The organism is Kitasatospora sp. NPDC015121, from assembly GCF_055562955.1.
Window position 1 is genome coordinate 61,992 of sequence record NZ_JBVHEH010000018.1, and the last position, 17,151, is coordinate 79,142.

The 17,151-nt window shown below is 72.7% G+C and carries 15 protein-coding genes; 13 read left to right on the top strand and 2 right to left on the bottom strand.

From position 1 onward, the window contains the following. Positions 1 to 168: 168 nt before the first annotated feature. The 4 genes from ACZ3J7_RS26340 (at position 169) to ACZ3J7_RS26355 (ending at position 4,476) form a co-directional block, all read left to right on the top strand. The gene (locus tag ACZ3J7_RS26340; RefSeq protein ID WP_465625356.1) at positions 169 to 687 is read left to right on the top strand and encodes a hypothetical protein; all 519 of its coding nucleotides are present in this window, start codon (positions 169 to 171) and stop codon (positions 685 to 687) included. A 33-nt stretch (positions 688 to 720) separates the two neighbouring features. Then, entirely contained in the window at positions 721 to 1,905 is a 1,185-nt protein-coding gene (locus tag ACZ3J7_RS26345; RefSeq protein WP_465625502.1) for an MAB_1171c family putative transporter, read from the top strand. Then, positions 1,902 to 2,519 (top strand): hypothetical protein, encoded by a 618-nt coding sequence (locus tag ACZ3J7_RS26350; protein ID WP_465625358.1) that lies wholly within the window; start codon positions 1,902 to 1,904, stop codon positions 2,517 to 2,519. Before ACZ3J7_RS26345 ends, ACZ3J7_RS26350 begins: the two co-directional genes overlap by 4 nt. A 118-nt stretch (positions 2,520 to 2,637) precedes the next feature. After that, positions 2,638 to 4,476: a S9 family peptidase gene (locus ACZ3J7_RS26355; protein WP_465625360.1), complete on the top strand. Its 1,839-nt coding sequence runs from the start codon at positions 2,638 to 2,640 to the stop codon at positions 4,474 to 4,476. Positions 4,477 to 4,599: 123 nt separating this feature from the next. On the opposite strand, the gene ACZ3J7_RS26360 is transcribed toward ACZ3J7_RS26355, so the two are convergent. Beyond that, complete coding sequence (locus tag ACZ3J7_RS26360; RefSeq protein ID WP_465625362.1) at positions 4,600 to 5,847, bottom strand: helix-turn-helix domain-containing protein; 1,248 nt, start codon at positions 5,845 to 5,847, stop codon at positions 4,600 to 4,602. 258 nt (positions 5,848 to 6,105) lie between these two features. Between ACZ3J7_RS26360 and ACZ3J7_RS26365 the strand changes: the two genes are divergently transcribed. The 9 genes from ACZ3J7_RS26365 to ACZ3J7_RS26405 all read left to right on the top strand — a co-directional run bounded on the left by ACZ3J7_RS26365 (position 6,106) and on the right by ACZ3J7_RS26405 (position 15,864). Next, entirely contained in the window at positions 6,106 to 7,074 is a 969-nt protein-coding gene (locus tag ACZ3J7_RS26365) for a hypothetical protein (protein WP_465625364.1), read from the top strand. 62 nt (positions 7,075 to 7,136) lie between these two features. Then, a complete protein-coding gene (locus tag ACZ3J7_RS26370) occupies positions 7,137 to 8,645 on the top strand; it encodes an amino acid permease (RefSeq protein WP_465625366.1) in 1,509 nt (502 codons plus the stop codon). Then, entirely contained in the window at positions 8,642 to 10,006 is a 1,365-nt protein-coding gene (locus ACZ3J7_RS26375; protein WP_465625368.1) for a glutamine synthetase family protein, read from the top strand. Before ACZ3J7_RS26370 ends, ACZ3J7_RS26375 begins: the two co-directional genes overlap by 4 nt. Before the next feature lie 59 nt (positions 10,007 to 10,065). Further along, positions 10,066 to 11,580 (top strand): Mur ligase domain-containing protein, encoded by a 1,515-nt coding sequence (locus ACZ3J7_RS26380; RefSeq protein WP_465625370.1) that lies wholly within the window; start codon positions 10,066 to 10,068, stop codon positions 11,578 to 11,580. Positions 11,581 to 11,606: 26 nt separating this feature from the next. Continuing rightward, positions 11,607 to 12,107 (top strand): helix-turn-helix transcriptional regulator, encoded by a 501-nt coding sequence (locus ACZ3J7_RS26385; RefSeq protein ID WP_465625372.1) that lies wholly within the window; start codon positions 11,607 to 11,609, stop codon positions 12,105 to 12,107. Next, positions 12,104 to 12,391: a hypothetical protein gene (locus ACZ3J7_RS26390; RefSeq protein ID WP_465625374.1), complete on the top strand. Its 288-nt coding sequence runs from the start codon at positions 12,104 to 12,106 to the stop codon at positions 12,389 to 12,391. The genes ACZ3J7_RS26385 and ACZ3J7_RS26390 overlap by 4 nt, the downstream gene beginning before the upstream one ends. Continuing rightward, a complete protein-coding gene (locus tag ACZ3J7_RS26395; protein WP_465625376.1) occupies positions 12,388 to 13,320 on the top strand; it encodes a hypothetical protein in 933 nt (310 codons plus the stop codon). The genes ACZ3J7_RS26390 and ACZ3J7_RS26395 overlap by 4 nt, the downstream gene beginning before the upstream one ends. Positions 13,321 to 13,509: 189 nt before the next feature. Beyond that, positions 13,510 to 13,902 (top strand): hypothetical protein, encoded by a 393-nt coding sequence (locus ACZ3J7_RS26400; protein ID WP_465625378.1) that lies wholly within the window; start codon positions 13,510 to 13,512, stop codon positions 13,900 to 13,902. A gap of 45 nt (positions 13,903 to 13,947) precedes the next feature. Beyond that, positions 13,948 to 15,864 carry a glycoside hydrolase family 15 protein gene (locus ACZ3J7_RS26405; RefSeq protein ID WP_465625380.1) on the top strand — a complete coding sequence of 639 codons (1,917 nt, stop codon included), beginning with the start codon at positions 13,948 to 13,950 and terminating at the stop codon, positions 15,862 to 15,864. A 128-nt stretch (positions 15,865 to 15,992) separates the two neighbouring features. On the opposite strand, the gene ACZ3J7_RS26410 is transcribed toward ACZ3J7_RS26405, so the two are convergent. After that, a complete protein-coding gene (locus tag ACZ3J7_RS26410; protein WP_465625382.1) occupies positions 15,993 to 17,150 on the bottom strand; it encodes a helix-turn-helix domain-containing protein in 1,158 nt (385 codons plus the stop codon). Position 17,151: the final 1 nt, after the last annotated feature.

Here is a 17,151-nt window from a genome sequence, read left to right on the forward strand (position 1 = left end):
CTCCGCAGCGAATCACCGCCCCCTCCAATCCCCCGGCGGCAGCTCCATTTGTTCGTGCGCATATGCTTTGACTCCCCACGGGGCACAGGATAATCACCGGATCGGGCAGGGGACATGCGAAGCTGGCGCGGCAGAGGCCAGGCAGGCGGCTCCAGGAACCATTCCGCTGTGGCGGAAAGCCTGGAAATACCGACTCCTTTCACCATCGAGAAGCTGTGCGAGAATGTCGCGGCGATGCGCGGTCGCAAGATACACATTCACGCCATCGAGCACCAAGGGGACGCGAACTCGGCTCCCTGCGGGGCGTGGATCGCACTGGAGAACTCCGACCACATATTCGTGGAAAACGCGACCAGCCGCCTGCATCACGACCACATCATCCTCCACGAGCTGTGCCACATGCTGTTGGGCCACTCCTGCCTGCCGGGTGACACCCATGCCCAGACGCCGGCTCGGACTGAGCAGCGGCGCAGTATCGGCGAGGTACTCAGCGCGGAGGAATGGGCTGGATTTCCGATGAACCGGATCGTCAGCCTCCTCGGCCGCACCAGTTACGCCCACGAGGATGAGCAGTCGGCGGAAGGACTGGCCGGACTTCTCGCCCACCGAATTCGCCAGGCGGAGGAGATGGCGAGCAGGCCGGCCGACCCTATCGCAAACCACCTCCTGTCCTCCCTGATCGAGTAAACCGATATGCGTGTCATCAACTTGAGCGTCTGCATGATCTTGTGGTCGATCACAGTCTGGCGCGCCCCGGGAGCTTTCCGGAACAAGGAGAAGCGGGCGCTCTGGGCGGCTTTCCTCATCCTCGCCGTGGAACTGTGCTTCGCCAACGTTCCGGCGACCCTATGGCTCGACAGAGCAGTCGGTGTGCACAGCTTCGCGGCGCTGCTCAAACACGCTTCAGCGGTCTCGGCCGCCGCCTGCGTCCTCGTGTTCCTCTCCCGCGCGGCCGCCAGCTCCGGTCCTGCGGTACGGCGCGGTCGACGTCATCCCGGCGCCGTGGTCCCGCTGGCCACCCTCACCGCGATGGTCGCGCTGTTCTTCGGCTCCGATCGCCCGCACGAGGCGCTCGACCCGCTGACGACCTTTCCCCGGGATCCCTGGCTCCTGGTCTACACCCTGACCTGGACCACGTACTTCGGCTGGGCCATGTTCACCGCCGCCCGGCTCTCCTGGAAGTGGTCTCGCCATCCCGGTCCGGACTCGCTCCGCAGAGGACTCCGACTGATCTGCCTCGGCACCGGCATCGGCATCGTGTACACGGCGCACCGTGCCGCGATGCTCCTGTTCGGCCGACTCGGGTTCCATCCGCTGCCGGACGGGACCGAGCAGGTGCTGAACGGTCTCCTGGCACTCGTTCCGTTGCTGCTGGTCTCCGTCGGCAGCACCATGCCGATGGTTCCGATGGCCGTCCGGGCGGCCCGGCACCACTGCAGCCTCGTCAGGCTGTACCCGCTCTGGGCGCACTTGAGCGACGCCGTCCCCCAGATCCGCTACGGCCCGAAACGGCACCCGGTCGTCGACGCGCTCGACCTACGGGGCATCCGCAACCGGCTCTATCGGCGGACGATCGAGATCCGCGACGCGATCCTCGTCCTGAACGGCTCCGCCACCGTCCCGATGCGGCTGCGCGCCGCCGACCACGTGGACGACGCCGGGATGACCGGCCGCAGGGCCGCCGTCGCGGCCGAGGCCTGCTGGCTGCGTGCGGCCCGCGAAGCCCAAATCGCCGGACGGGCCAGAACCGGCCATCTCGAAGCGCCGACGCACTCCGGTGCCGATCTCGAAACCGAGGTCGCCTTTCTACTCACCTTGTCGGAGGCCTACTTCTCCGACCTCGCCACCGACTTCGCCAGCGCGCACCTCGCGCGCCCGACCGCCCCTGCCGGAGCCACCCCGTGACGTTCGAACCGCCCGCCCCGCCCGCCTTCGCCGAGAGCACGCCCCGTCAGAAGGCCGCGCGGGTCATCACGGACGTCCTCGCCCCGGCCAATCTGGTGATCGCGCTCCTGCTGCTGATCGGCTGGCACAGCACCCGCTCCTGGTCCGGCCTGGGCTGGGGGCTGCTGGCCGCGCTCTTCTGCGGCGTCATCCCGATCTGCATCATCCTGCTCGGCGTGAAGCGCGGGGGCCTCACCGACAAGCACATCCGCGTCCGCCGCCAGCGCATCCTGCCCATGGCGCTCAGCCTGGTCTCGGTCGCCACCGGCATCACCCTGCTGTACGCCCTCGGCGCACCGTCCGCCGTGTCGGCGCTGGTCGTCGCGATGCTCGTCGGGCTCGTCTCCACCCTCGTCGTCACCACCGGGTGGCAGATCTCCATCCACAACAGTGTCGCCGGTGGCACCGTCATGATCCTCGCGCTCGCTCTCGGCCCCTGGCTGCTGCTCACCGCGCTCGGCGCCGCGGCCATCGGCTGGTCCCGGACGGTGCTCAAGGCCCACACCCTTGCCCAGATCCTGGCCGGCACCGCCCTCGGCGGCATCGCGGCACTGGTCTTCATCCTGCTGCGCTGAACCGGCGCTCCGTCCGTCCACGGAGGCGAGGCAGGTTCCGGGCCGTCCGGCAGCCGGTCTCGGACTCGACATGGTGACCGCCGAAGAGACGCGGCAGGAAGGTGACTTGGGGTCCCCCTTGCTACAGGTAGCCTACGAGCTGCCAGGGACGGTGGCCCGGGAGGACCAGGACGGCATGATCGAGGAAGACGGGATGCTGCCCGAAGCCGCAGCTCGGGCCGCGATTTCCCGCGACGAGCTGGTGGCGGCCGACGGCTCCCTCTGGTGGCTGGAGTCCGATCGGGACCACGGGGGTGTGAAGCGGCTGTTCCGGTCCTCGCTGGCCGGCCCGGCAGTGCCGGTCACGCCGTCCGGGCTGGCCGTAGGCGGTTCGCTCCACGCCTACGGGGGTGGGAGTTTCGCGGTCACCGACGGATCGGTGTGGTTCGTCGGGCCGGACGGCGCGGTCTTCTTCCAGCCGCTCGATGGCGGCCCCGTCGCGCTGGTGGAGGCCGACGGCTGGGAGTACGGCGACTTGGCGGCGGGCCCGCACGGCCGGCTGCTCGCGGTCCGCGGCAGCACCGACCGGGACGAGATCGTCGCCATCGCCGAGGACGGCCGGGTGGAGGTGCTCGTCGGCTCCTCCGGTTTTCTCGGGCACCCGCGGGCTACGGGCGACCGGCTGGCCTTCCTGGAGTGGGAGCGCCACCGGATGCCGTGGGACGGCACCCGGCTGATGATCGCGCGGACAGACACCGGGAGCCCACCGCTCCTGGTCGCCGGCGGCCCCACCGAGTCGGTGATGCAGCCGACTTGGGGGCCGGACGGCCGGCTCCACTTCCTGTCGGACCGGACGGGGTGGTGGAACCTCTACCGCCTCACCGACTCCGACGGGGTCGAAGCCGTGGCCCCCCTCGACGCCGACTGCGGGCCCGCCCCGTGGGAGGGCGGATACCAGTCCTACGCGCTGCTGCCGGCCGGCGAGACCGTCCTGACGGTCACGGACGGCATCACCAGCGAGCTGCTCGTGGTGGACGACGACGGCCGACGGGAGCGGATCGGAGCGAATCTCACCTCGGTGAAGCCGTACGTGGCCGTGCTGGGCGGCAGCGTGGCCGTCATCGGGTCGACTCCGACGAGCGCTCCGGCGCTCTGGGCGTGCGATCTCGACGGCCGTCCAGACGCCGTCCTCCTCTCCGCCGCTCCCCCGACGCCGACCTTGGAACCCGTGCCCTCACCCTCGGTGGAGTTCGTCCTGGTGGACGGCGTCGAGGTGCGCTACCTGCTTCACCTCCCCCGCGCCACAGGGCCGGTCCCGACCCTGGTCCGCGCGCACCCCGGCCCCACCGACGGGGTACCACTGCGGCTGGACTGGTCGGTGCGGTTCTTCGTCAGCCACGGCTTCGCGGTAGCAGAACCGCTCTACCGCGGAAGCACGGGCCGGGGCAGGTCGTTCCGGCAGCAGTTGGACGGCCGCTGGGGCGAGTTGGACGTGGACGACTGCGCGGCTGTCGCCGAACACCTCATCGCGAACGGGACGGCCCGGGCCGACGCGGTCTTCATCGGCGGCGCGAGCGCGGGCGGGTACACGGCGCTCCAAGCCGCCTGCCGCCCGGGGCCGTTCGCCGCCGCGACCGCCGTGTCCGCGATCATCGACCCGGCCCGGTGGGAGCAGTCCGTACCGGTGTGGCAGCAACCGCACGCGGCCGCCCTTCGCGGCCGCGCCGGCGCGGCCCGGCCGGAATCGGTGCAGCGCCCGGTGCTCGTGGTCCACGGTTCGGCGGACACGATCACCTCCGCCGAGGACGCCATGGAGTTGGGCGACGCACTAGCCACGCGCGGGATCGGTGAGGCGCTGCTGCTGGACGGCGGCGATCACTACCTGTCCGACCCCCGGCACCGGGCTGCGGCGCTGGCCGCCGAACTCCGCTTCTACCGTACGGTGGTGCCCGCTGCCTGGGGCCCGCTGGCGGGGTGAGGCCGGGGACGCGGTCGGCGAGTCGCCGGCCGCGCGGGCAGCAAGAACCGCCGCCGTGCCTCCTGTGCCTGAACAATCAAAGCCGTCTTCACCTGCGCCTGTGCCCCCTGTTACCCCTGGCTTTCACCCGGCGAACGCGGCGGGAAGGACCGTCCGGGTGAACTCCAGGAAGTCGCGCACCACGGGGTACTCGGCGTGCGGGCGGAGCGCGTCCAGCACGTCGGTGACCCGGTTGACGCAGCGGCCGGATCCGGTGCGCGCGGCGTACTCGACGGCCTCGGTGCCCACCGCGCACGCCTGGTCGAGGTCGCCGGAGGCGACCCAGGTGGTGGCGAGCAGGGCCGCATCGATCGCGCGCCGCCGCACCCGGTCGGGCCCCACCCCGTGCAGGGCGTCGACCAGTTGGTTGCGCGCGGCCGGCGGCCTGCCGAGGTCGCTGAGGCAGTGGGCCGCCTCGTCCGCGAGGTACGGGTGGGTGAAGTAGCGGATCCAGGCGGGCTCGTCCGCGTCGCTACGGTCGAGCAGCCTCTCGGCTTCCCCGATCAGCCTGGTCGCCTCGTCCTCCCGCTGGAGGCGCGCGTTGGCCCGGGCGACCACCGCCGTGATCGCGGCCCTGGTGAGCGGACTCGCGGCGGTTCCCGCGGCGGCCTGGGCCGCCGAGGCCCAGCGCAGTGCCGTCTCCGGTCGGCCGCAGTGCAGCGCCAGGTGGCCGAGGTTGACGGCGGTCAGGTAGGCGCCGTACGACCGGTCGCCGATCGCCGCGGTCAGGTTCAGGGCGCGCCGGTAGTACGCCTGGGCCTTCTCCGGCTCGCCGTTGTCGACGGCCTGATAGCCCGCCAGCTCGCAGTACTCGGCCGTCAGCTGTGCTCTCCGCCGCGCGATCTCAGGGCTCGCCGCCGGGCGCCGCTGGAGTTGGTCGAGTTGCTGCTCGATGTAGCCGGCGACCTGTCCGGCGTTCTGCCGGGCGCCGTAGGTGTGGTCGAACTGGCGGAACGCGGCCAGCATCTGGCCGGCCATCGCGAGGTCCTGCTCGGTGACCCACAGGGCCTTTACGGACTCGGTGACCGGTGAGAGTCCCGCCCAGTCGGCGACCACGGTGTCGAGGTCGTCGAGCGAGGGCGGCGCAGGTGCCGGAGCGGCCGACACAGGGTTCCGGATGCTGTCGGACGCCCGGCTGAGGAGGGCGTCGAGCTCCTCGAGGTGGATCTGGAGGACGGCTGCCACCCGGGGCAACTGGTACGCGTAGGGGGTGGCCTCACCCCGCTCCCAGCGCCCCCAGGTGCGACGGTCGACCCCCGCCGCCCGGGCGGCGGCCTGCTGGGCATAGCCGAGCAGTCTCCGTCGCGCCGCCAGCGGCGAGGGGTCATTCATCGGCGAACTCCAGAGCCCCACTCGAAGAACCGCAGCTCAACGCCACGATGTCCCATGGATGTCCCACGGGTGTCCCCAAGTCTGACCTGTTCAAGGCCAGTTCGCGGCTGATTCTCTGTACTCGCACCCGATGCCGGGGGAACCCGGAGCGGCACACGGAGCCCCGCGTGTCCGTCGGCCCAGGTCATGGACGCCGCCTTCCGTGCACCGAGTCCGAACCCCTCATGTCATGCCCACATCCAATTGGAGGCGGTTGCCGTGCAGACCTCTCGACCGCACTACCACCCCGCCGGGTTCGACGGCCCGCTCCGCACGGCGGTGGACGACCTGTTGGCCGGCCGTTGGCTGTCGACGGAGCGGCTGCTGGCGGGTACGGAGCGGTCGTCCGACCTGTGGGTGTCCCGGACGCAGGTGCTGGGGCTGGTCGCCGCTCGGTCGACGGTGCTCTCCGCGTGGGCCCGCGAGAATCCGGCGGCCGTCGGGCTCGGCGTCCTGCGGCTGCGAGCGCTGGTCGAGCACGCCCTTCTCACTGGTGAGGAGGGCCGGTCGGGGGCGGGGCGGTTGGAGCAGGAGGCCCGCGAGGCGTGCTGGACTGCGGCGACGGAGGACACGTCCGATCCGGTTCCGTGGGCGTGCCTGCTGGCCCTGGCCGTGCTGGACCGCGGCCGGGCCAGGCCCGAACACCGGGTCCGGTCGACGGATCCGCTCCTGCCGCCCGGCCCGTGGGGGCTGGTCGACGAGGCGCTGCGCCGCGTCCCCGGCTCCCGGGAAGTCCACCACCGGGTGTACCGGTACTGGCGGCGGCTGGACCGGACGGCGGCCGTCGACTTCGTGCACACTGCGGCGCTGCGGGCGCCGGCCGGTTCGCCCCTGGCGGCTCTGCACCTGTACGTGTCCGTCGACCAGTACCGCAGCATGCCGGTCCGGGATGCCGTGACGCGGGGGCAGTGGCGACGGGAGCCGCACTTCTCCCACGCTCAACGCGCCTACGAACGCTGGCTGTCGGCGGACCCGGGGGCGTGGACGGTGGCGGACCTGAGCCATCTCGCGCACGCCCTGTGGGCGTCGGCGCAGATGGGTGCGGCCGTCAAGGTGTTCGAGGCCCTCGGGCGACTCGCGTCGCGGGCGCCCTGGTCCTACGTCGCGGACTCGCCGACGCAGGGGGAGGAACTGCTGCTGACCGCCCGGCAGCAGGCCTTCGCCGGCCGCGCCACGGCGTTCGCCTGACCTTCCTCCCCCCTCTTCCCCTCCTTGTCATCTCCTTCTTCGCGTACGGAGGTTGTCTCATCATGTCCCCTGCCCACGCCGCGCCGCCGATACCGAGCGACGAGGAGCACCTGCGTCGGCTCGGCTACGAGCCCAAGCTGTCGAGACGGATGGGCGAGTTCGGGAACTTCGCCTCGTCCTTCTCCGTGATCAGCATCCTGTCCGGCTGCATGACGATGTTCGCGTTCGGCCTGAACGCCGGCGGGCCGACGGTGATGTTCTGGGGCTGGATCGGCGTCGGCGCGATGGTGCTGTTCGTCGGTGCCGCACTTGCCGAGGTCACCTCCGCCTACCCGACGTCCGGCGCCCTGTTCTACATGGCGCACGCCCTCGGCGGCCCCCGCTGGGGTTTCCTGGTCGGCTGGCTCAACCTCCTCGGCCTGATCGGCGGGATCTGCGGCATCGACTACGGCGCCGCCAGCTTCGTCGGCGCGCTGCTGAACATGCAGTTCAGCTACGAGCCGACGGCGCTGGGCCTGCTCGGCATCTTCGCGGTGATCCTGCTGCTGCACGCGGGGTTGAACCTGCGGGGTGTGCGGCTGGTGTCGGTGCTCAACTCGGTCTCGGTCTGGTGGCACATCGGCGGCGTGGTGCTGATCGTCGGGGCGCTGGCCGTCGTGCCCGACCAGCACAACAGTGCCGACTGGCTGCTCAGCCACTTCGTCGACAACACCGGTTGGAGCAACCCCGTCTACGTCAGCGCGCTCGGCCTGCTGCTGGCGCAGTACACCTTCTCCGGCTACGACGCGTCCGCGCATATGTCGGAGGAGACCACGAAGGCGTCCGTCGCGGCGCCGAGGGGGATCGTGCGCTCGATCTGGGTGTCCTGGATCGCGGGCGCGGTGCTGCTCGCCGGCCTGCTGCTCGCCATCGGCGACTACGACGCCGTCCTCAACACCCCGACGGGTGTGCCGCCTGCGCAGATCTTCCTCGACGCGCTCGGCCCGACCGGGGCGAAGGCGCTGCTGCTGGTGGTGATCGTGGCGCAGTTGTTCTGCGGCAACGCGGAGGCCGCGGCCAGTTCCCGGATGGTGTTCGCGTTCGCGCGGGACGGGGGACTTCCCGGATCCGGACTGTGGAGCCGGGTCTCCGAGCGCACCGGTACGCCGGTGGCAGGGGTGTGGCTGTCGGTAGTGGCGGCGTTCGTCCTGGCACTGCCGTCGTTGTGGTCGCCGGTCGCCTACGGGGCGGTCACCGCGATCAACGTGGTGGGCATGACCCCGGCGTACGCCGTGCCGGTCTACCTGCGCCTGCGCAGGGGCAGCCCGTTTCGGCCGGGCCCGTGGAACCTGCGCCGCCGGGGGCGGCTGGTGGGCTGGGTCGCGGTGGGCTGGGTGGCGGTGGTGACGGTGCTGGTGTGCCTGCCGCAGTCCTACCCGGTGAACGTCTCCACGTTCAACTACGCGCCGGTGGCGCTGCTGGTCGCGTTGGGGCTGGCCGCGCTGTGGTGGCGGCTGCGGGGCCGGTACGACTACGCGCCGCCCGTGCAGCAGTCGGCCGAGCTGGTCGAGCTGTCCGAGGAGGTCGTGTGAGCGCGTCGGGGCCCGAGGGCTCGCTGGTGGACCTGATCGACGGTGGCGGCGTCGACTCGGTGATGGTCGCGGTGGCGGACGCGCAGGGCCGGATGAAGGGCAAGCTGTTCGACACCGGAACTCTCCGGGCGCGCTTGGAGCGGGGGCCGGTCTCCAGCGAGGTGTGCGGCTACCTGCTGGGCACGGACCTGGGCATGACGCCCGCCGGGCGCGGAACGTGGTCGTGGGAGTCCGGGTTCGGCGACGTCGAGCTGGACTGGCACGTGGAGCGGGCGCGGCGTCTGCCGTGGCTGCCGGGCACCGCCCTGGTGTGGGCGACGCCGTTGCAGGACGGCCGGCCGCACCCCCTGTCCCCGGTGGGCGTCCTGTCCCAGCAAGTGGCCGGGCTCGTCGGGAGCGGCCTGGTGCCGGTGGTCGGGCTGGAGTGCGAGTTCGTGCTGGTCGAGGGCAGTGAGCGGGACGCCGAGCGCTCGGGGTGGCGTCCGCGTGCGGCGATGCTCGGCAACCTGGACTACGCGCTCGACCTGCCGGAGAACGTCGCCGCGTTCCTGCGGGAGCTGCGGCGGGTGCTCGCCGAGGCGGGCCTGCCGGTCGAGGCGCTGAAGCTCGAAGGGGCGCCGGGTCAGGTGGAGGTCACCTTCCCCTACGGTCCGGTGGCGCGGGCGTGCGAGCAGCACCTGCTGCTCAAGATGGCGGCGAGGGCGGTGGCCGAGCGGCACGGGATGTCCGCGCTGTTCATGGCGACCCCGTTCACCGGTACCGGCTCGGGCCTGCATCTGCACCTGTCGCTGCACCGACTGGACGGTGGTGCCTCCGTGTTCACCCCCGACGCGGGCGGGGAGCTGCTGTCTGAGATGGGGCGGGAGGCGGTGGCCGGGCTGCTGGACGTGCTGCCGGTGACCGGGCCGATGTGGGCGCCGACGGTCAACTCCTACCGGCGTCTGGCCGCCGACCACTCCTTCGCGCCGAGGCGGGCGACGTGGGGGTGGGACAACCGCTCCTGCGCGGTGCGGGTGGTCGGCCACGGCAGCGGCCGACGCCTGGAGGTGCGGGTGCCGGGCGCGGACGCCAACCCGTACCTCGCGGTGGCCGCCGCCCTCGCCGGTATCCGGCACGGCATCGCGGACGGCCTGGAGCCGCCCGTGCCCACCGCCGGCGACTCCTACCAGGATGCGAAGGCGTGGCGCCTGCCGCGCGATCTCGCCTCGGCGGTGCGGGTGTTCGAGGCGGACCGGACGGTTGCCGAGCTGTTCGGCGTGCAGGCGATCGCGCACCTGGCCGCCCTCGCCCGCTTGGAACTGGACCACCACGCGCCGCTGGTGAGCCCGGCCGAGTTCGCCCGCGGCTTTGCCCAGTCCTGAGCCCCGGCCCGGCCGGGCCGAGCCACCCCCTCCCCCCGTTCAGCACATTGGAGAGCAGCATGGCCACCGTCCCCGCCCCTACTGCCGCCCCCGGCGCGGCGCCCGACCCCGTCGGCCTTCCCAGCGCCCTGTCGACGGTGCACCTGGTCGGCGTCACCGATCCGGGCATGGAGGGCCTGGCCCTGCACTTGGCCGCGCGCGGCGCGCGGGTGAGCGGCAGCGCCCATGCCGACGAAGCCGGCGGGCACGTTACCGACCGACTCCGGGCAGCCGGGGTGAGCATGGTGGAGGTCCTGGCACCGGAGGCGGTCGGCGAGTTGGGCGCGATGGTGTGGTCGCGGGCGCTCTTCGGCCCGCACCCCGAGCTGGACGCGGCCGTCGAGCGCCGGGTGCCGGTGCTCGCCCGCACCCACGCCCTGGCGCTGGCCTGCGCCGGGGTCAGCGGCAGCGGGCTGGTGGGGGTGTGGGGCAGCCACAGCACCGCGACGGCCTCGACCGCTCTCGCCCACCTCCTCGACGACGGCCGCACGGGCTGGATCCTCAGCACCTCCGCACCCGGCACTCCGGCCGGGCACCACGGTGGCGTGCGCCTGGTCGTCGACCTCTCGCCCGACACCGCCACCCACGAGACGGTCCCCGCCTCCCCGATGCGGCTGTCTCCCGGCACCGTCTCCCGCCCTACCCCGGCTCCCGCCGCGATGCTGATCACCGCCGTCGACCCCAACCACCCGCACCACGAGGACGTCCACGCCGCGCTGGCCATGGCGGAGCACCAGGCCCGCACCGCGCGCACCGTCGTCGTCCCGGACATCGCGTGGTGGAACAAGCCGCTGACGTTCCTGCGCGAACGGCTGGCCGACCGGCCGGGCCCTGAGGTGGTCACCGTCGGGTACTCCTCCCGCTGCGGTGTGCGGATCACCGAGCTGGAGAAGGTCGACGGCGGCGGCTACTGGGCGGAACTGCGGTACCGAGGCGGCACGTTCCGGTCGGTGGTGCCCGCGACCGGCCTGCACCACGCGGTGATGACGCTCTGCGCGGTGGCCACCGCCCTCGTCCTGAGCGAGGACAAGGACGCCCTCGCCCAGCGCCTGGCCCGCTTCGGCGGCGCCGAGGGGTCGATGCAGCACCTCGGTACCCGGCGCGGCATCAGCGTCCTGCGCTCGCGGGCTCGCCACGTCGCCGAGGTCGCCCGCGACCTGCAGGCCGCCAGCGAACTCGCCGGCCGGGGCAGCGTGACCGCGGTGCTGGAGCCGGACGGCTACGCCCGCACCCGTGCCCAGGCCCAGGCCCTGGGCGCCGCGCTCGACCGCGGCCACCGCGCCGTGCTGCTGCCGGTGGCCGCAGGGCTTCCGGTGCTCGACGTCGAGGACCCGCTGGAGGCGGTAGCGGCGGCGGCCCGCGAGGGCCTGCCCGTCGAGCGGGTGCACACCGTCCACACCGGCCCGAGCTCACAGAGCGCCGAGGAGATCGCCGCCGGCCACGCGAAGGACGGCGACGTGGTCCTGGTCATCGGCACCCACCGGGCGCCCGCCGTCGCCGAGCGCCTGCTCGCCCTCCTCGACACCGCCCCCTGACCCCTCTCACCGGCAAGGAGACTCCTGTGCTCACCGAACACCCTCTCCACGACCTCGACGCCGCCCGGGCCGACCTGGTCCGGCACGTCGTCACCGGCACCACCCGCAGAACCCTGCGAGCCCTGCTCGGCATCGATGACGTCGACGCCGCCGTCGCCGACCTGCACGCCGCCACCGGCACGAGGAACACCGTCCACCTGGCGGCCTGGGCGGCGGGCTGCGGGATCGTCACCGACCAGTCGCCCACTGCCCGCGCCGGACGTCCGCACCTCACCCCCCGGTACCGACAGGTCCTCGACGCGCTCGTCGCCGGGGCCGACGACCTGGAGATCAGCCAGGAGCTGGGCGTCGCCCCGGCCACCTTGCGCACCTACGTCAAGACGATCACCCACCAGCTCGGGGCCACCGGCCGCACCCGGCTGGCCATCGCCGCCGTGCTCAGCGGGACGGTCCACCTGTCCGCGATCATGCCGGGCTGGCCCGACGAGCCGCTCACCGCCACTCGCAGCCAGGCGAGCGCCGCGTGAGCGCGCCCCGTCCTGCCCGCCGCGCCGCGACGGCCATCGTTTGCTTCGTCCTCGGCACAGGCACCGGCAGCGCCGGGGCGTCTCTCGTCGAATACCGCGACCAAGCACACCCGGCCTGGCTGGGCCTGTTCGCGGCCGGTGTCCTGGCCGCGGCGGCGGGCGCCGACTGGCTCTCCCCCCGAGTGCCGCACGTCCTCACCACCCCGTACCACCAGCACGAAACCCATGGCGGCCGTCCGGGTCAGGGCCGCACCTGCACCATCACCGGCTGGCGGCGCCGATGAGAGAGGTCTTCTCCGAGGAGGCCCAGGTCGCACCGTACGAGTCCGACGAGCTGTTCCAACGCTTACTGCGGACGCATCCAGGCATGGTCGTCAGCGCCCGCGCGCTGCTCAGCGCCGCCCCGTTCGCCTCGCGCGTCTCCCTGCCGCCGCTGGTACGGCTCCTGACGCACGCCCGCAGGGCCGGCCTTCCCGTGCTGCTGCACGGGGTGGACCAGGCCCAGCGGGTGCGCGCGGAGTACAGGCGGCGCGGACTGCAGCAGCTGTGGACCGAGGTACTGGAAGAGGACGAGCGGCCGGAGCAGCCTCCGCTGGAGCGGGGTGCGGTGACGGTGGTGACGCCAGAGGAGGCGGCCGGGTTCGTCGTCCCGGTGCCGGGGCTGCTGACCAGCGTCTGCGGCCGGATGATCGGTCCGCCCCAGCATCCCGTGCCGGCGTCGCCACTCATGCAGGCGATGCTCGTCCTGGCCGTGGCGGGCCGGACGATGGAGGAGATCGCGCAGCGGTCCTTCTACACCCGGGCCGCCGTCCTGGAAGCCCTCAACTCGATGGCGGAGAGCCGTGGATGCCGCAGGCCGGCACACCTGGTGGGCCACGATGTGTTGGACGGCTACTTGGATCCGGCCATCGCCGTGCGAGCAGCCCTCGCGCCCCCCAGAGACCCGCAGCCCGACGATCTCGATGTCCTGATCGCCACCATCGACAGCACGCTGGCCCAGGCGGCGCGCCGCCTGGCCCTCAACCGCAACGTGGCGGAGACCCGCCGAAACGCGGCGGTCAAGGCCCTGGGCGCCCGCACCACGGTGCAGGCGGTCGCGATCGGGCTGGTGATCCGCGCCATCCCCGGCCACGCCATCCCGCTCCGCGACCCCTACCTCAAGCCGAACCGGACCGCTGTCCGGCTGTCGGGCTTCGTCGACGCACTGCACTGACCCGAATCCTCCGCACCCCTTGTACGCGAAGAAGAGATGACATCCCATCACCCGAACCAGCCGCCCACCGCAGCCACCCGGCCAGCGGCCGGCATCGGGCCGTCAGCCTGGCCCGTTCCCGCCCGAAGCGGCCTGCGTTACATCGAAGCGCCGAGGCGGTTCGAATCTGACCAACTGCCCTCGAGGTACTTGGCCGGGGCGACTGCGGGCTGCCCGGCCTGGCAGCGCGAAGCGGTCGGCCTGTTGGCGGACGGCGGCTTCGAGACCACCGTCCTCAGCCCCCGCCTCTCCCGCAGCCCCGACGCCGAGCCCTACGCAGCGTGGACCCCGCCTGGCTGGCAGGACCGCAAGATCCGCCGCACCAGCGTGGTCCTGTTCTGGAACCCCCTCGGCCAGCAGCACGCACAGGACTGTTACGAGGCCCACCTGTCCACCGCACACGCCGGTTCGGTGCTCGTCGGCTGCGACCCCGCAGATCCCGTCCAACAGGCCAACCGCACGCTGCTCCTTCGCGCCATCCCGTGGCTACCCGCCCACACCGCCCTCGCAACCCTCGCCAACCGCGCCGCCTCCCGGCGCTGACCGGTCCCCCGACACCACCTCCCGCCCAAGTACAGGACCTCCCTCATGACCACCCGCACCCTCGCCGCCCCGGCCCGCATCGAAGACCACGCCCTCCTCGGCAACTGCCGCACCGCCGCTCTGAGCACGTCCGACGGCGCGATCGACTGGCTGTGCCTGCCCGGCTTCGACTCGCCCTCCGTGTTCACCTCCCTGCTCAGCGACGCCCCCGAGGCGCACGGCTTCTGGCGGATGGGGCCCGCTGCGCTCGACACCGCACCGCCGACCGCCGACTCGCGGCGCTACGTGGGCACCAGCACGGTGGTGGAGCAGACCTGGCACACCCTCACCGGCACGCTCACCGTCACCGACTTCCTTGTCGCGCCCGACGCCACCGGTTACGCGCCCGCGCAGCTGATACGGATCGCCGTGTGCACCGAGGGCACGGTCACCGTCGCCTCCGAGATCGCGGTGCGGCCCGGCTACGGCGCGAACACCCCCGTCCCCCGCCCCGCCTCCTACGGAGTTCCGCGGATCCAGTTCGCCGACGGAGCCGACACCTACTGGCTCGACGGCGCCTTCCACTTCAACCTCTACGGCCGCCACTACGCCGAGGAAACCCTCGCCGCCGGCCAGCAGCGGGTGTTCGCGCTGACCTGGTGCGCCGCGGGCGACCCCGTGCCGGCTCCGCCGACCGGTCGTGAACTGACCGCCACGCTGGCCTGGTGGGAGGGCTGGGCGAGCGCCTGCACCTACACCGGCCCCTACCGGGACGCCGCCCTGCGCTCCCTGGTCACCCTCAAGGCCATGCAGGACGTCGCCACCGGGGCGTTCGTCGCCGCGCCCACCACCAGCCTTCCCGAACGCCTCCTGCACCTGCTGCCCGGCACCGCCGTGCCGGGCGGGGAGCAGGAGTGGAGGGCCTGGGACTACCGCTTCTTCTGGCCGCGCGACACCGCCTGGTACATCCGCGCCTTCCTGCGCTACGGGTTCGTCGAAGAGGCCCTGGCCTGGCGCGAGTGGATCCTCACCCACACCGATCCCCGAGCGCTTCGCCCGCTCTACCGGCTCGACGGGTCGACCGACACCGCCGAACGAACCCTGGGCCACCTGCCCGGCCACCTCGGCGTCGCCCGCCCCGTGCGCGTCGGCAACGGCGCCGACGACCAGCTCCAGCTCGACGTCCCCGGCGAACTCCTCGACACCCTGTGGCAGATGGAGCTGCACGACCTGCCCGGAGGAGACGAAGCGGTGGAGTACGCGCTCCAACTTGCCCTCCAGGTCGAGCAGACGTGGTACCTGCGGGACTGCGGGATGTGGGAGAGCCGCGGCGAGCCCCAGCACTACACCTCCTCCCGGATCTGGTGCTGGGTCGCACTGGACCGCGCGGTCAAGCTGCTGCGCCACCACGGCGCCCACCTGGCAACCGCGCAGCGCCTGGAGGTCCTGGCGGCATACGTACGGATCACGGTCCGAGAGGCCGGGGCCGACCCGCAGCGGGCCACCCTCACCCAGATCTGCGGCGGCCGGGACCTGGACGCCTCCGTCCTGCACGCCATCACCACCGGCCTCCTCGCCCCCGCCGACCCGCTCGCCACCGGCACCGTCGAAGTCGTCGCCCGCGAACTCGGCGCGGGCCCCTTCGGCCTCGTCGAGCGCTACCCCACCCACGGGAACGGGGCGAACATCGACGGCCTGCCCGGCCACGAGGGCACCTTCCTCCCCTGCACCGCCTGGCTGGCCTCCGCACGCGCCCTCACCGGCGACACCGAAGGGGCGCGCGAGAGCATCGAGGTGCTGCTGGGCGTCCGCAGCGACCTGGGCCTGCTGCCCGAGCAGGCCGACCCCGACACCCGGCGCCATCAGGGCAACGCCCCGCAGGGCATGAGCCACGAGGCGCTGCTCACCGCGCTGCTGGACCTCCAGGCCGCCCAACAGGCCGCCGCCCCGGAGGAACTGGTCCTCGCGCAGGCCGCGCTGTGACCCCGGTGCTCACCCCGAGCGGGCCGCTGGCCGCCGCGCTCACAGCGCTCTTTCGAACCACGACTCCCGGAGCGGGCCGGGGCCGGACCGGACGCCACCGGAGTCTGGATCAGCCCCAGGGTGCTCCGTCATGCCGCTATGGCGGCCCGCAGGTCCTGCAGGGAGGCTTCGGCGCTGTCCCGGACGTCGGGCAGGGCGGCACTGGCGCGCAGGATCCGCTGGAGCTGGTGCGGCAGCCGGTGGGAGGCGGCTCCGTCGACCGCCGCGTGGAGCTGTTCCCGTGCACCTGCCTGGTCGCCGCGGCGCAGCAGGACCTGGCCGGCGGTGATGGCGGAGATGATCCGCCACTGGGCGCTGGCGTTGAGGCCCGGCTTCGGGGCGTGGTCGAGCAGGTCGGCGGCGGTGTGGACGCGGGAGGTGCCGAGCAGTCCGCGCAGGTGGACTTCGTCGAGGGTGAAGGCGGAGAAGAGCGGGGTCGGTGCGGTCTCGTCGAGCAGTCGCCGCCCTTCTTCGACCGCGCCGTCGAAGACGTCGGCCCGGCCAGCCGTTCCGGCGGCGCGGGCCAGCAGGACGACGGCCTCGGCGCGGGCGGTGGGCGTGGGGGCGAGGTCGCGGGCCCGGTGCAGGCGGTCGAGGGCGCGGGTGTGCAGGCCGGACTTGCGCAGTTCGTTGCCGTGGTGGCGCAGGGCGTGGGCGTGCAGCGCCGGGTCGTCGAGGCGCTGGGCGACGGCGAGTCCCTTGCCGGTCCAGCGAGCCGCGGCGGCGAGGCGTTCCTCGGGCAGGACGTGGCCGAGGGCGACGCCGAGGCTGGTGCGGGCCCGGGCGAGCAGGTGCAGGACGTCGAGGTCGGTGTGGCCGTCGGCGATGCGGGCTTCCAACCGGGCGACCAGCGGCCAGAGTTCGGAGACGGCGGTGGTGGCCTGACCGGACTGGCGGGCGATCTCGGCCAGGCGCAGGACGCTCTCGGCGAGCTGGATCACGAGGCGGTGGTCTCCGTCGGCTTCGTCGGTGACACCGAGGCAGTGCGGCGGCAGGCCGAGGCGCCGGGCGAGGGCGAGCAGCGAGCGGGTGTCGGTGAGGGTGCGCGATCCGGTCTGGATGCGGGAGATGTAGCTGCGGGAGTAGCCGAGCAGGTCGGCGAGGTCCTGCTGGGTGAGCTGGTTGATCTCGCAGTAGAGCTGGAGGATCTCCGGCAGGTCGCGGCGGCGCAGGGCGCTCTGGGCCCTGGGCGTCGTCCAGCGCCAGCGGATCCCGTCGGCGAGCGGGGCGGGCCGGGGCGTGGGCATC

Bases quoted from the DNA above. Each gene is read 5' to 3' on its own strand.
- ACZ3J7_RS26410 (WP_465625382.1), bottom strand. From the start codon at position 17,150: ATGCCCACGCCCCGGCCCGCCCCGCTCGCCGACGGGATCCGCTGGCGC.
- ACZ3J7_RS26405 (WP_465625380.1), top strand. From the start codon at position 13,948: ATGACCACCCGCACCCTCGCCGCCCCGGCCCGCATCGAAGACCACGCC.
- ACZ3J7_RS26370 (WP_465625366.1), top strand. From the start codon at position 7,137: ATGTCCCCTGCCCACGCCGCGCCGCCGATACCGAGCGACGAGGAGCAC.
- ACZ3J7_RS26360 (WP_465625362.1), bottom strand. From the start codon at position 5,847: ATGAATGACCCCTCGCCGCTGGCGGCGCGACGGAGACTGCTCGGCTAT.
- ACZ3J7_RS26395 (WP_465625376.1), top strand. From the start codon at position 12,388: ATGAGAGAGGTCTTCTCCGAGGAGGCCCAGGTCGCACCGTACGAGTCC.
- ACZ3J7_RS26345 (WP_465625502.1), top strand. From the start codon at position 721: ATGATCTTGTGGTCGATCACAGTCTGGCGCGCCCCGGGAGCTTTCCGG.
- ACZ3J7_RS26380 (WP_465625370.1), top strand. From the start codon at position 10,066: ATGGCCACCGTCCCCGCCCCTACTGCCGCCCCCGGCGCGGCGCCCGAC.